Origin of the sequence: Paenibacillus cucumis (ex Kampfer et al. 2016), assembly GCF_019748695.1 — a bacterium.
GTDB classification, from domain to species: Bacteria; Bacillota; Bacilli; order Paenibacillales; family Paenibacillaceae; genus Paenibacillus; species Paenibacillus polysaccharolyticus.
In genome coordinates this window covers 1-14,959 of the sequence record NZ_JACLIC010000032.1, presented here as the reverse complement: position 1 = coordinate 14,959, position 14,959 = coordinate 1, and the positions used below count along the sequence as shown (strand labels likewise).

Genomic DNA, 14,959 nt, shown 5'->3' with positions numbered 1-14,959 from the left:
CATCGATGCAAAACGTTAAAAATCCTGCTAGAATAGGGATGAAACGGCTTCCAAAGTAATAAAAAATTTGTTATGTAAGGAGCGTTTAATCATGCTGAAAAATATTCCTGCGATCCTCCCGCCAGAGTTGCTTAAACTGATGTCCGAAATGGGACATGGGGATGAACTTGTGCTAACGGATGCGAACTTCCCTGCAGCCAGTCATGCTGAACGTTTAGTACGCTGTGATGGCATAGGCACTGTGCAGCTATTGGAAGCTATATTACAGCTATTTCCGCTAGACACCTATGTAGAGCGACCAGCCGCTGTCATGCAGGTGGTTAAAGGTGATCCGGTCATTCCGATCATCTGGGAAGATTATCGGCGGTTAATCGAGGAGTACGAGGATATGAGCGAAGCACTTGAATACGAGGATCGTTTTGATTTTTATGATCGTGCCGCCAAAGCTTATGTCATTGTTGCAACGGGTGAACGTGCTCAGTATGCAAACCTCATTTTAAAAAAGGGAGTTATTTTCCCTGAACCAGGACATGTTCAAGAGCGGCTGAATTCAGAAACCTATTAAAATCCATATGCGTTTAGGGCGACGGAGCTGGCGAGGCTTTCGTCGTTTTTTTACGTTTGCCTGATCATTCCGCTTACGATCTGCTGATCAAGTCTGATCCGAATTCGGTTCGTGCAGCCACTTCAAGCAATGGTTACCGTATTTGTCAGTGAACAACGATCACTATAGTGTGCAACAATTGGGTAGAAATATACTTTATGCCTGGCATGTTTCGGGAAAGGGGACATAAATGCAAACTTTACGCCTGTTGATGAATGGGGGAAAGGTATGATTTCTTTTACAATGAACTTAAGGAAGATTTGATTCGAGGGATGTATCGTAAGGAAAAGAATGAAGCGAAAGAGGGGAAAAAAGTACGTGGAAAATACAAAGAGAATGACAATTAAAATTAGACAAGCGACTTTAAATGATATTTCGGAAGTATCGAGACTTTTTAATGAGTACCGCATATTTTATGGTCAACATTCGGATCTAGAGACAGCTACCTTTTTCATTAAAGAACGAATGAGTAAGCAAGAATCAATGATTTTTGTTGCTGAGTGTAACGAAGAATCAAAGGTGCCTGATACAGCCCTGGGGTTGGTACAGATTTATCCGAGTTATAGTTCTGTCTCGATGGGACCGATCTGGATTCTGAATGACCTGTTCGTGGATTCAACATATCGGCAGCAGGGGATAGCCCGAAAGCTGATGCAGGCCGTGATGAAGCAAGCGAAGAAACAGCAGATTCTTCGTATTGTACTTTCTACGGCGATCAGCAATCGGCAGGCACAAGCATTATATGAATCCGAAGGATATACACAGGATCAAAGCTTCATGTATTATGAATGTAACGTCGAGCGTGAACATGAATCCTGATTAAAATGCTATAGATCATCTGGTATTGTCGGGATGAGGAGGGATAACCAGATATGATGCAGTGGATTGCGATGATTACGATGTTGATAGATCATATCGGAGCTGTGTTTTTTCCACATGTGGTTGAACTGAGAATCATCGGTCGTATCGCTTTTCCAATCTATGCCTTTGCCGTATTTATCGGCTACAAGCATACACGTAATGTTCAGAAATACATATGGCGGTTATTCTGGATTGCAGTAATTTCCCAGGTTCCGTTTATGGCTGCGTTTAATCATTTTTCACTGAATGTGGTTTGGACCCTGTGGTCGGCACTGCTTGTTCTGCTGGCCCTAGATAAGCTTCCTTCGAAGCTGATTAGTATCCCGATTGCGATCGGGGCGGGATGGGTAATGGAATGGTCACATATGGATTATGGTATGTATGGTCTGCTTCTCGTGCTGTTATTCCGTTATTTCAAAGGGCCGGTGCTGGTTATGGCACATGTTATATTAAATGCCCTTTACCTGATGCTGCACCATAGTTTTCTGCAGATGTACAGCGTAATTGCAACAACTGGTATTGCTATTGCACAGTACTACCAGGCAGGTTTCCGTTTGAAAGGACCCCGGTGGATCTGGCGTTATTTCTATCCGGCTCATCTTGCTATCATTGCAATAATCCGCTGGCTATAGTTTTTGTGATGCAAAGATAGCGTATAAAAGGGGTAACGCTTATGATGATCAACTATCAATTTTAACTCATCTTTATACAAAAAAGCCACTTATCGCCGTAGCGATAGAGTGGCTTTTGCTATATTTCTTTCTATTGATATCGTTATCCGACATATCGTTTAATCTGCAACCGTTGTTGTACCATAATTCGGACGGATCGCTGCGGGGAAATAACCGATCTGAACTGCATAGTCCAGCATGGTATGAATGAAACGCTCATCGGTCTTGGCGCAGAAGATTCCAGCTGGTTCAACGTAAGCCGTTGTTACCGGCGATGCATAGGCATATGCTGAATCCTTCGCTCCGTCACCTTCCAACTGAGCGATCGCAAGTTGCAGAGCTTCCGGCTCTTTGGCAATGGTTGTATCAAACAGCCAGTGTTGGTAGTCTTCAAACGGCATCGTTTCGACATCGTAACCTGCACGCTTCACGGCTTCTACCAAGGCATCATACCGAATCGGCTCTGGATTACAGATATGGAATACACGTCCGGCTGTATCCTGACGTAAGGCCAGATGCACGATTGCTTCGCTGGCATAATTGATCGGGGTAAAGTCCATCAGCCAGTCCGCGGCAGGCGCTTTGCCCAGCAATAACATTGCTTTGATCATGCGGTAGATCGCATTGCTATCGATATTGGTCTGAAAACGACCTGTACGAGAATCACATGTCAGGTTGCCTGCACGGTAGATACTGACTGGCACGCCTTCTTCTGCGGCGGTCATGAGTACTTTCTCCGCTTCGAGCTTACTGTCGGAGTAAACGTTGTCCACATGTAAATCTTCCGGGAAACGGTCATATTGCAATGTCGATTCCCATTGTCCACTGAGGGCCAGATCTTCGGGTATGCCCATCGTTGATATGTGATGGAACGAAGCCCCTTTTTTGTTACGTATCAGGTCTAGCAGAGCAACTGTGCCTTCGACATTGGTTTTAGCGAACTGTGCCGCCTCCCCGAAATGACGAACATCAGCCGCGCAGTGAATGATACGGTCAATCCTTGACTCAAGCAACGATTGTTGCTCAGCGGCAAGACCCAGGTTCTTTTCCTCCAAATTCCCCTCAACAATCACAACACGATCTTCAAGCTGGTCAGCAAGTTGTTTGCCGAAATAACCTTGCATCACTTTGCTTAAACGTGCCATTGCTGTCGTGCCATCGCTTGGGCGACGAACAAGCGCGTAGATCCGTGCCGAAGACGTCACAATTAACTGTTGCAGTACATGTGAGCCCAGATAACCGGTCGCACCCGTCAATAGCACATGCTCAGGCTGAAGAATGTTCGGATATCCAAGCTGTGGAGACAGTTCCACCGGATGTTCGGAAAGCTGCGTGATGATGCCATTTGCAGTGGTTGTCCGATTCGCTGGTTCACGTTGCTCCGTTAAAAGTATGGCTCGGCGAGCAAGAGCACGAATTGTTTTTTCTGCAAAGAAATCAGCGATTTTCAGCTGCGGATAATGTGGTTTCAGAAGAACCAGTACATGGATGACTCGCAGGGAGTCGCCACCAATACTGAAGAAACTGTCTTCGACACCAAATTCTTCGTGTTGTAAAATCTCCTTCCAAGCATGGAAGAGTATAGATTCCGTTTCTGTCTCAGGCATCACGCGGTCTGGCTGATCGGTATGACGTTCAGCATGTGGCATGGACACCATGGCCTTGCGGTTGATTTTCCCTGTTGGTGCAATAGGCATCTCATCCAGCTGGCAAATCCATTTGGGTACGAAGTACGATGGTAGTTTCTCTGAAAGTGTTGCTTTGATATCCGTTACGGAAAGGGTGCTTCCATCTTTGGACGTAAAGTAACCCACGAGCATGTTTTGGCCGTCCGCTTCCTTCTTTGCAATAACGGCAACATCCTGGATCTGTTCCAGTCTGGCCAGATGATCTTCGATTTCACCGATTTCGATTCGGTGACCCCGAATTTTCAGCTGAGAGTCACTGCGTCCCACATATTCCAGTAATCCGGTATCCAGCATTTTGGCAATATCACCGGACTTGTAGATTTTCTCACCAATCGCAAACGGATTATCAATAAAGGATTGCTCTGTGCGTTCTGGCAGGTTCAAGTACCCTTTGGCAAGTGCAGGAGTTGCGATATACACTTCGCCTGGTACGCCTACAGGGCATAGCTGGTGTTCTTCGTTGACAATGTATACTTTGTAATTATGAATAGGTCTGCCAATCGGAATATTAACAACGTGTCCTGGGACCTGTTCACTGATCCGGTGTGTCGTGGTGGCCACGGTGCATTCTGTTGGTCCATATACATTAACGATGTCAATCTGATTGCCAAATTTGCGTTGGAAAGCCCGAACCTGCTCCCCGTAGAGAGCTTCTCCAGCTACGGTGATGATACGCACTTTTTCCAGTTTATGAAAGCCTTCATCTGACAGATAAGAGGCCAGTTGATTAAAGAAAATCGTTGGCAATATCGTAATAATGGTCGTCCCTGTTCTTTGGATTGCACTTGCAAACTCTTCAATAGATACTCGTTCTTCCGCCGATAACAGATAAAGCTCGGCTCCATAGAACAGAGCACCGATCGTATCCCATACGGATGCATCGAAGCTGTATGTGGCAAACTGCGTTAATACATCGCCAGGTTGAATGTCGCAGTCACGCTGTACAACACTGCCCAGATTGGTGACACCCCGGTGAGCGATCAGTGCGCCTTTCGGTCTGCCAGTAGAGCCTGAAGTATAGATGACGTAAGCGAGATCATCAGGTTTGATATCCAGGTTCGGATTGCTGGCAGCAAATCCTGCAAGTCGTCCGTCCACGGAAAGAATGTGACGTACCGTAGAAATGCCGGAAAACAATGCTTTAGCTTGATCGAACGAGGCTTCTGTTGTCAGTACAAACGGAGAAGCCGTATCTTCGACAATGTAACTGTTCCGTTCTTGCGGATGTTCGGGATCAATCGGCACGTAGGCACCGCCTGCTTTAAGAACACCGAGCAACGAGATAATCGTATCCAGGCTGCGATCCATAAAAATACTGACAAATTCACCTTGCTTTAATCCGTTGGATATTAACACGCGAGCAACCTGATTCGCGCGTTCATTTAATTCCCGGTACGTATAACTCGCTGAAAGTGAGGTAATCGCCGGAGAATTCGGGTATGCCGCAGCGACGGCTTCAAACCAGCCATGGATGGTCGGATGCGCTGGCTCAAGTACCGCGGTGTCATTCATTTCCCGATAGAGCAATCGGTCTGAAGCAGTCAGTATGTCTACTGCACCGATTGCTTTGTGATCATCACGCAAGAGAGCGAGAAGTAATGTTTGAAAATACTCCGCATATCGCAATATCGTTGATTCTTGTAACAACGAACGGTCATAAAACAGATCGAGAATCATCTCGTTCTGATCATAACGAACGTTCCAATTCATCACCTGAGGTGCCTGAGGCAACTGGACACTGTTTAGCATAAACAGTGTCTCAGGATATCCTCCGGTTTGTTGTGTATAAGGAATCTGAAGTTGCCGTGTAATCTGTTCGAATAATTCACTGAAAGTTGTCTTGCCCTGAAGCTCTAATGAAAGATAAGAAGCTGCCTGATCCGGAGCAAGTACTCCAATCGCGAGCTCCTCTTCAGCAGACAATCGGAATAACAAGGCTGCATAAGCTGAAAGGAATGCAGGGTACACCATCTGTTCCCCAAACTTCTGATTAAGTTCACGACTCAATGACGCTTTCAATGTAATATGAGTAGACTCATAAGAGAATGTTTGCTGGCGACGTCCATAATCCAATGGAATCTGAAGAACAGGCAAGCCAGATTCCACGGAGTGGGAGAAAGATTGGTTTTCAATCACTTCAGGTATCCTCCTTGGTTGAAACCGAGTGTTAGTTATTTTTTTATTGCTGTTTGCTTACATTGAAATGAGAAATCAATTCCTGTAGTTCTTCAGACATATCGTTGAGTCGAGTAGAGGAGTCTACCAGCGTAATCAGAGAAGCCTTTTGCTCGTCTACAGATACAGAGATTTTTTCACTGCTATCAGCTGTCTTGCTTACACTTGCAGACAAGTCATCCGCTGTTGCGGTCATCTCTTCTGTGCCTGCTGAAATTTCCTGGGTTGCACTTGAAACTTCCTGGATTTGGTGGGATACCTTTTTCGCTGCTTCCAGGATTTCATCAAATAATTGACCGGTTTGATCCGCTACGGAGAGACCTGTATCTACTTCAGAAGTACCTTGTTCCATGGCTTGTACAGCTTGTTTAATACCGGCCTGAATCTCTTGAATCAATACGCCAACCTGACTGGTTGCCTGTTCGGACTGTTCGGCGAGCTTACGTACTTCGCCAGCAACTACCGCAAAACCTCTTCCTTCTTCACCTACACGAGCCGCCTCAATGGATGCATTAAGAGCAAGCAAATTAGTTTGGCTTGAGATCCCCGAGATTATGTTCAGAATATCACCGATTTCCTGTGAACGGCTCTCCAGCACTTCGATCGCTGAAGCTGTATTTTTCACAGATTGCGTAATCAGGTTCATTTGCTCGGATACCTGACGAACTACAGTATTACCTTGTTGTGAACGACGCTCCATCTCATAGGCTTCGTCCGCAACACTTGCGGAACTACTCGCAATGGTCTGGATTACGGTAGCCATCTCGGACATCGCGCGTGCACTATCACGGGTAGCCTGTTCTTGTGAACGGATGTTTGTACTAATATGAGTAACGTTATTGTTAATGGAGTCTGCATTTTCACTGTTGCGCTCAGAGACTTCATAGAGTTCCTTCGCAGACTGGTTTACTTCCTGGGAGGTCATTTGCACTTTAACGATCGTGTCGTTGATACGGCGTACCATGACATTGAATTTTTCGTTTACAAGTCCCAGATCGTCTTTTCCTGTCGGGATGTTGACATCCAGATTACCTCTGCTGACTTCATCGATGCCTTTGATCAGATGACGAATCGGAGAGAGGGTATTTTTCACGACAAGATATTGAATAATGAGGAACAGAAGCAAGAACGCTACCAGAATAATAACTCCATTTAATAACAAGGAATTCAGACCTTTTGGAACTGCGCTGGCATCCGCATCCACAGCGAAGTATGCGAAAATTTTGCCGTTGCTGTCTTTGATCGGATAAGCAATGGTCGTCCAGGTTCCGAAGTCATCGGAATAAAAGGTGGTGAACGTTGGACGATCGGTATTTAGCATCTCTTTCAGAGCATTGGCTACAACGACAGGTTGTTCGTACATATCGCCAATATTTACATTGTCGCTCTGAAAAGCCTCTCTCAGGTTTGTTGGCATCGCAACAAGGGAAGTTAACCGTTTGTTGTCGCCGCCAAGCTCCACACCGAAGATATAGGCTTGTGCAATGTTAGGATAATATTTTTGCATTTCGTCGAAATAAGCTCTTAGTTTCGTCTGAGCAGTACCTTCGTAGCTGCGCTCTGTAATTGCAGTTTGTACATCTGCCGCATTGATATCTTGAGCCCACTTTTTCGTAATCTGCGCTACTTGTCCATGCAGTTGATCAACCAGAATCGTTCTTTGGAAGTAATAACTGCTTGCAATCAGAGCCACGCCAATAATGATGATGTTGGTAAATGAGAGCAATAGGTTCTTAGAGAAAAACGACATGTTTTTCCAACTCAATGATTTCACTAAACTCCACTCCTGATCTTCTGTAAATTAAAAATCTGTAAGATGCGCTTTTGGAGCAAAAAGTTACTTCATTCTGTCATCTCCTTCTAAAGGGAAAGTGCGACAATGGTCTTGGTTTTCTTAGTCACTATGCAAGACTTATGTACCTTTTGAAACCAGTGTGTCTAATTATTAAAACACATCTATATCTATTATGTCGTGTAAAATGTCGTTAATTTGAATAGTTTTGTTAAAACTTTTTTAATATTTTACGTATTTATGGACATATCTTTCTTTTTATAGGTAATTAGTACTGTTTATTTTTAAAAATTGCCATTTTTTAGTTTCATTCTGTATTCTATAACATAGCGGGAAAAATTACACCATTTATCATCAGAAAGCCGATCTTAATCTGTTCAGGAAGCTTGGATATACATCGGATGAGGTTTTATCTATAATAACTACATAATGGTTTATACAAATTAATGAGCAGGCGGGGGTTAAATAATGAATCTGAAGCAGATTGCAGCAGAACATGCGGCAGCGTTCGTTGAAGATGGAATGAAAGTTGGTTTGGGCACAGGCTCAACCGCATATTATGCGATATGTCGAATTGGGGAGCGGGTTCGGGAAGGTCTGAACATTCAGGCAGTAGCTACCTCAGAGGCTTCAGACAAGCTGGCACGAGAATGGGGTATTCCGATTATTCCTTTTGACCAGATTGGACGACTAGATCTGACGATTGATGGGGCGGATGAAGTGGATCCGGATTTTAACCTGATCAAAGGCGGTGGCGGAGCTCTATTGCGTGAAAAAATAGTGGCAGCAAATAGCGATAAGCTGATCATTGTTGCTGACGGTAGCAAGGCTGTACAAAAACTGGGGAAATTCCCTTTACCGGTCGAGGTTGTACCCTTTGCATCGGAATGGACTTTTCAGGCGCTTGAGAATATGGGATGTCAGCCAGAGTGGCGGATGGATGGGCAAAAACAATACCTTACGGATAACGGAAATCTGATTGCAGACTGCCATCTGGGGTCCATTGCCGATGCTTCCGAACTTAACGTACAACTGAATATGTTACCAGGTGTCGTGGATAATGGACTATTTGTGAAGATGGCGGACGTTGTGATCATTGCCAAAGAAGACGGCACTATCGACGAACTTCACCGTCCGTAACGAATTTGACGGAAAGTTGGTGTCATGATCTAGAATGAGAGAATTTACCCTTAGAGATGATGAGCTTGTTCTTCGAATCGTGGAGCAAGATGACCTTACTGAACTATATGAGCTGATTTATAAGGATGACAATCCCGAATGGAAAAAGTGGGATGCACCTTATTATCCGCTGGAGCATGAGCCATACGAGCGTTTTGTGCAGCATACACTTGCACGGTTGGAAGCAGATCAAAAAGCAGGGCGGCCAGCATCCCTTCGTATCATTGAGGCAGACGGAGAAATCGTTGGAATGATCAGTTATTATATTGAAGATCCGTTATCGATGTGGCTTGAGATGGGAATTATCATCTACAAACCTTCTCGATGGGGGAGGGGGATCGGTACACGTTCACTTTATATGTGGTCAGGTCATTTATTTGAAAATCTGCCCATCGTGAGGGTTGGACTGACTACGTGGTCTGGTAATGAGCGAATGATGCAGGCTGCAACAAAGATCGGACTGCAAATCGAGGGGCGGATGCGGAAATGCCGGCTCGTTCTTGGAGAGTATTATGATTCAATTCGGATGGGCATGCTCCGCGAGGAGTGGGAGCAGAAGTTATCCGGTGAAACGGACGGAAATGTATATAACTGATGGAGGATTATAGAAATGCTGAAAACGGAGGATAACCGGGAGTTGTCATTGCAATTGTTTGTGGTTCTTATTCGCGCATACAATTCAGTGACATCACGTTCCAATCGGGACATCCAAAGCCATGGACTCAATTCCACAGAATTCGGAGTACTTGACTTGTTATATCATAAAGGACCACAGGCTTTGCAAAAGATCGGTGAAAAAGTATTGATGTCTAGTGGCAATATTACGTATGTTGTTGACAAGTTACAAAACAAGAATTTGCTTTTTCGGCGTCCCTCCAAGGAGGATCGCCGGGTTATATATGCGGAATTGACGGAAGAAGGGAAACAGTTATTCACGCAAATATTTCCACAGCATCATCAAGTCATTATTGACATTCTGGAGGGGCTTGAACCATCCGAAAAAGTTGAGGCGATACGCCTACTGAAGAAACTAGGGCTTGCTGCAGAAGGCAAAACGGACCTGCGTATATAACGTGGATCCGTTTTTTTTGTGTCTTCAACATACCTCGGATACTGGCTATATGGCTTGCGTATAGCTACATAATATAGGAAGATTGTTTTATATCATCGAAATGATATAGAACTCTTCATGTATACTAGATAAGTAGAGTTTCCTAAACGGAATGATATACATGATATAGATTTATGCAGCACAGGATGCAGGGCAAAGGAGGAATGCGTCGATGAGTCATCGGGAGGCCGGAGAACGTTTACTTCAAGATGCAGAAATCTTGGCTGAGAAAATAACCGAAATGCAGTATCGTTTGCAGCCCGACTTAATGGAACGTTTCGGTCCAATTGGAAAAATAAGAACCAAGCAGGACTCACAGTACAGTCTGAGCTATCTGGCAGAAAGTGTGCTTGTGAAAAGTCCCGGTTTGTTCACTCACTATATATCGTGGTTAAAAGTTCTGCTTGCCGGCTATCAGGTATCTACGGAAGATCTGGAAATGAATCTTCAGTTGATTAAAGAGGCGTTAAATGAAGAAATCGAACAACCTCACCGTGAGTTTCTGTTGGAATATCTGGAGATGGGGATCGATGTAATGAAGCATATGGATACCCAGGCCAGCTTTATTCATGCATCCATGCCCTACGGGCTCGAAGCAAAGACGTATTTGCAACATTTGCTAGATAATAAACGCAAGGAAGCTTTCGAAATTGTAGAGTCAGAACTGAATGATGGTGCAACGATCCGCGATATGTATCGCTACATTTTTCAGCCTGTTCAATACGAGATCGGCCGGTTGTGGCAACGGGGACAGATTAGTGTTGGTCAGGAACACTTTTGCACAGCGGCAACACAATCATTTATTTCTCGTTTGTACTCTAGATGGCTGATTGGACCGAATAAGGGAAAAAAACTGGTTGCAGCCTGTGTGGGGAGTGAACAGCACGAGATTGGGTTACGCATGCTTACAGATGTATTCGAAATGGAAGGCTGGGATACGTATTATCTTGGAGCCAATGTCCCGAATGGAAGCATTGTGGAAGCAATCAAGCGACATGAGAGTGATGTAATAGCGATTTCGGTGACGATGACTTATCATCTTCATCTGGCTAAAGAGTTGATTGAACGTATTCGCAACCATGCAGAAACGGCTCATGTCAAAGTGATGGTTGGCGGTTATCCGTTTAATATAGACAAGGAATTATGGCGAACAGTCGGTGCTGATGGTTATGCACCTGGAGCAGAAGAGGCTGTTGCTATTGCTGAGCGTCTGCTTAATCATCCGGTGTCGCTTGACAATGTAAGTACGGCAAGTGAATAGGAAAGGGATGAAGGGATGCCGAGTGACAATGAAGAGATACAGAGACTGCGTAAAACGATTGAGCAGTTATCTGACCAACTGATTCGAAGCAAGGAGCAAGAGGAACGCACTCTTTCAGCATTTTCTGATATGAATAATGAGCTTGTGACGCTTCAGCGGCAACTTTCCAAGAACAATGCGGGTCTTGAGTCAGCACGTCAGAAGGCTGTAGCATCTGACGAATCCAAAAGTGCTTTTATGGCGGTCATCAGCCACGACTTTCGGACACCGTTAAACGGAATATTGGGGATGGCTGAGTTGTTAGCGTTATCGCCTTTATCGGAGGAGCAGAAGGATTCAGTAATTGTTATCCAGGAGGCAGCCAAGCTTTTGCTCAAATTAATTCAGGATCTTCTGGATTTTTCCAAGCTTGAAGCAGGTCAATTGCGTCTTGATCAGGGAGAGGTAAAGCTCCAAGAGATTATGGATTACATCTTGCGTCTGCTTAAGCCCCAGATTGATAAGAAAAGAAATCGCATGATCATGGATTGTGACCCAGAAGTCGCCGCCGTGCTTGAAGGAGATTCCACCCGAATTACACAAATATTGATTAACCTGATTCAGAACGCAAACAAATTCACTACCGATGGATATGTTAAGGTGGAAGTTAAGCTTGTAAGGCAGCAGGCACGCACTCAGCTTGTACGCTTCGAGGTGCATGATACGGGAATTGGTATTTCAGAAGAAGATCAGATAAGTTTGTTCGAACCCTATATGCAGACAGAGCAGGGACGTTCGAAAGAGTATGAGGGTACAGGTCTTGGTTTATCGATCTGCAAGTCACTTGTTCAATTAATGAACGGAGAGATCGGAATCAGGAGTAAGGAAGGGGAAGGTTCCATTTTCTGGTTTGAGCTTGAACTTGGGCTACACATGGTGGAAAGCAAAGAGAGTGCCCAGTTAACGGTAGCTGACGAAACTTCGGATCTTGCAAATGATGCCAAAAACGATGTTGGCGATGCGACGAAGAACAGCTCTAAGGATGCACCTGAGCAAGATGCTCGCACCTTGCCCATTCTACTGGCTGATGATAATGTTATTAACCGTCAGCTTGTTCAACTGCAACTCAAAAAGCTGGGTTTTACTGAACTCGAATGTGTATCCAGTGGGGAAGAGGCTGTAAATGCGTTTCGTGATAAAACATACAGTCTGATCTTGATGGATAGTATGATGCCCGTTATGGACGGGATTGAAGCAACACGCCAGATTCGTGCAATAGAGCAGGATGAGATGCGTCCATCGACGCCGATTATTGCAATGACAGGCAATGTAATGCAAAGTGAGAAGGACAAGTGTTATGAGGCTGGAATGAATGACTTTATCGGTAAGCCATTTACCTTAGAGGTGCTCGATACGACCATTCGGAAGTGGCACTCGGCATCGAAACCTGTACAGATTCTGAATTTGGACGTTGTCCGTGAGATTGCTGAATTAAATACGGATGGGAGCCAAACGTTGCTCAGTATGTTGCTGGAGATGTACCGGGCGGAAACGCCAGGTAAAATTGAGGACTTGCGCAGACATGTTGTTTCAGCCGATCATAAGGCGGCGGCCGAGACTGCCCACGACTTGAAATCAGGAAGTCTAAGCCTCGGAATTAGTTATCTCTCAACGTTGTTCAGCCAGATTGAGAAATACGCGAAACAGGAACTAACCCATCAAGCAGAACCACTGCTTGATAAGCTACTTCCCGCGTACCAGGCTGCTTGCGGAGCGCTGCAGCAGGCTAATAAAAGTTGAAGCATGCTAGGTTATGACGGCATTATAATTGATTTAAATATGGAGTCGCTTTAACTCATAGACTGAAATGGAGGATTTTTTACATGATATTTTACGGGCTGGCGGCTCTCATCATCATCATCATAGCTCTGCTGTGGGTTGGAGGACTTTATTTCTTCAAGACAGCGATTCGGCGTACGCCGAAAACATTTTTGGCGGATAACCCCAATCTTAAGACGGAAGTGGAAGATGAACTGATCAGTACGGTTGCTGATTTACAATGGCTTGATGCTCAGGATACCAAGACCGTTACCATCCAGTCTCAAGATGGATTGAGACTCTCTGGCATCTGGCTTCCTTCCAAGAACAAGTCTGCAAAGACAGTTATTCTGGCTCATGGCTACTCGGGGAAAGGCAGAGAAATGGCGGGCTTCGCCCGATTTTACGCTGAAACCCTGGGTTATCACGTATTAATGCCGGATGATCGCGGACATGGTCAGAGTGAAGGAGAGGTCATCGGATTTGGCTGGTTAGATCGGAAAGATTATGTTCAGTGGATCGGATGGGTGCTGGGACATGCAGGACTAAATACAGATATTATTCTGCATGGCATATCGATGGGAGGTGCGACTGTGCTGATGACAGGCGGGGAAGAGCTGCCTGATCAGGTCAGAGCCATTGTATCGGACTGTGCCTATACATCGGTTGAGGAGGAATTGACGTTCCAGTTGAAGCAGTTGTACAAGCTACCACCCTTTCCATTCATTCCGGTGACCAGTTTGATTACAAAATGGAAAGCCGGATACTCATTTAAAGAAGCATCTGCACTGAAACAACTCGCCAAAGTTAACGTTCCGGTGCTCTTCATCCATGGTGAGGCGGACCTGTTTGTACCAACGGAAATGGTGTATCGCTTGTACGAAGTGTGTAAGTCAGAGAAGGAACTGCTGACGATTCCTCGTGCAGGTCACGGAACGGCCTTTCAGGTTGATCGCGAGAAATATAAAGCGGTGCTGGGAGCTTTTTTGCAGAAACATATGCCACTTTGAGACCGGTTCACCGATGGAGGGAGATAGATATGCCACGTTTTTCAAGAGAATGCTCGTATTGTCATCAACCTATGAGAGAAGATGAATTCAAATGTAAGTCGTGCGGCAATATGGTAACGACCAAAACGGCCAAGCCAGATCAGCCATATATGTCGGAGTATGAAGAATCGACATTGGATCGTTATTCTATGGTGCTGCTCGTGATCATGACGATATTTTTTGCGCCCATTGCGATGACCATTGGTGGAATACTGTTGTTTAATGACTATGCCAGTAAACGGGATGCGGGGAAAATACTTGTCACGGCCAGTTTAATTATGATAGTAATTTATATGATTCTTTTCTTCGTTTTTAGGTGAACGTTACTGTAAAGGTCTAAATCCATTGCAGGAGGTAACTGAATGCGGGAAGAACAATTTGAGGCTGCTCGTCAAGCCGAAGCGGGATATCATTCTAACTTTTATAAAAACAATGAATTGTTTGAAGACGGAACATGGATGTCCAGACCCATGCCTATGGTGATGGAGATGTTGGAACGTTTGCTTGTTCATAAACAGGAATTACGTGTACTTGACCTGGGATGTGGTGTGGGCAGACATACGATTCCGATTGCACAACGTCTGGCAGATACAAACAGCGAGGTTATTGGCGTGGATCTGTTGGATGAAGCGGTAGACGGACTTCACAAGTATGCGAAACAGTATGAGGTGGATCACATCGTTCAGGCCGAAAAAGCAGATGTTGAGCATTACCGGATTCAACCGAAAGCTTTTGACTTTATTGCGGCCTGTTCCTGTCTCGAACACACAT

At 44.9% G+C, this 14,959-nt stretch carries 14 protein-coding genes; 12 read left to right on the top strand and 2 right to left on the bottom strand.

Going from position 1 to position 14,959, the window contains the following annotated elements:
- Window positions 1–91 precede the first annotated feature (91 nt).
- The 4 genes from H7T88_RS19135 to H7T88_RS19125 all read left to right on the top strand — a co-directional run bounded on the left by H7T88_RS19135 (window position 92) and on the right by H7T88_RS19125 (window position 2,097).
- The gene (locus H7T88_RS19135) at window positions 92–565 is read left to right on the top strand and encodes an RbsD/FucU family protein (protein ID WP_154886452.1); all 474 of its coding nucleotides are present in this window, start codon (window positions 92–94) and stop codon (window positions 563–565) included.
- Between the two features lie 254 nt (window positions 566–819).
- Window positions 820–951 carry a hypothetical protein gene (locus tag H7T88_RS28825; protein WP_260511013.1) on the top strand — a complete coding sequence of 44 codons (132 nt, stop codon included), beginning with the start codon at window positions 820–822 and terminating at the stop codon, window positions 949–951.
- Window positions 941–1,423: a GNAT family N-acetyltransferase gene (locus H7T88_RS19130; RefSeq protein WP_221789882.1), complete on the top strand. Its 483-nt coding sequence runs from the start codon at window positions 941–943 to the stop codon at window positions 1,421–1,423. Before H7T88_RS28825 ends, H7T88_RS19130 begins: the two co-directional genes overlap by 11 nt.
- Before the next feature lie 53 nt (window positions 1,424–1,476).
- A complete protein-coding gene (locus tag H7T88_RS19125) occupies window positions 1,477–2,097 on the top strand; it encodes a TraX family protein (RefSeq protein ID WP_260511012.1) in 621 nt (206 codons plus the stop codon).
- A 158-nt stretch (window positions 2,098–2,255) separates the two neighbouring features.
- On the opposite strand, the gene H7T88_RS19120 is transcribed toward H7T88_RS19125, so the two are convergent.
- Window positions 2,256–5,960, bottom strand: a complete 3,705-nt coding sequence (locus H7T88_RS19120; protein WP_221789881.1) for a non-ribosomal peptide synthetase family protein — start codon at window positions 5,958–5,960, stop codon at window positions 2,256–2,258.
- Window positions 5,961–6,003: 43 nt separating this feature from the next.
- Window positions 6,004–7,749 carry a methyl-accepting chemotaxis protein gene (locus tag H7T88_RS19115; protein WP_090923961.1) on the bottom strand — a complete coding sequence of 582 codons (1,746 nt, stop codon included), beginning with the start codon at window positions 7,747–7,749 and terminating at the stop codon, window positions 6,004–6,006.
- Window positions 7,750–8,259: 510 nt separating this feature from the next.
- Between H7T88_RS19115 and rpiA the strand changes: the two genes are divergently transcribed.
- From rpiA to H7T88_RS19075, 8 genes are all read left to right on the top strand, one after another.
- Window positions 8,260–8,931 (top strand): ribose-5-phosphate isomerase RpiA, encoded by a 672-nt coding sequence (gene rpiA / locus H7T88_RS19110; RefSeq protein ID WP_221789880.1) that lies wholly within the window; start codon window positions 8,260–8,262, stop codon window positions 8,929–8,931.
- 34 nt (window positions 8,932–8,965) lie between these two features.
- Window positions 8,966–9,565: a GNAT family N-acetyltransferase gene (locus H7T88_RS19105; RefSeq protein ID WP_221789879.1), complete on the top strand. Its 600-nt coding sequence runs from the start codon at window positions 8,966–8,968 to the stop codon at window positions 9,563–9,565.
- A gap of 15 nt (window positions 9,566–9,580) precedes the next feature.
- Window positions 9,581–10,042, top strand: a complete 462-nt coding sequence (locus tag H7T88_RS19100; protein ID WP_123064387.1) for a MarR family winged helix-turn-helix transcriptional regulator — start codon at window positions 9,581–9,583, stop codon at window positions 10,040–10,042.
- 211 nt (window positions 10,043–10,253) lie between these two features.
- Complete coding sequence (locus tag H7T88_RS19095) at window positions 10,254–11,342, top strand: cobalamin B12-binding domain-containing protein (RefSeq protein ID WP_221789877.1); 1,089 nt, start codon at window positions 10,254–10,256, stop codon at window positions 11,340–11,342.
- A gap of 15 nt (window positions 11,343–11,357) precedes the next feature.
- On the top strand, window positions 11,358–13,121 hold the full coding sequence (locus tag H7T88_RS19090; protein WP_221789875.1) for an ATP-binding protein: 1,764 nt from the start codon (window positions 11,358–11,360) through the stop codon (window positions 13,119–13,121).
- A gap of 83 nt (window positions 13,122–13,204) precedes the next feature.
- The gene (locus tag H7T88_RS19085; protein ID WP_221789873.1) at window positions 13,205–14,149 is read left to right on the top strand and encodes an alpha/beta hydrolase; all 945 of its coding nucleotides are present in this window, start codon (window positions 13,205–13,207) and stop codon (window positions 14,147–14,149) included.
- A 29-nt stretch (window positions 14,150–14,178) separates the two neighbouring features.
- Window positions 14,179–14,508: a hypothetical protein gene (locus tag H7T88_RS19080; protein WP_221789871.1), complete on the top strand. Its 330-nt coding sequence runs from the start codon at window positions 14,179–14,181 to the stop codon at window positions 14,506–14,508.
- Window positions 14,509–14,550: 42 nt separating this feature from the next.
- On the top strand, window positions 14,551–14,959 hold a 409-nt coding region (locus H7T88_RS19075; protein ID WP_221789870.1), incomplete at its 3' end, for a class I SAM-dependent methyltransferase.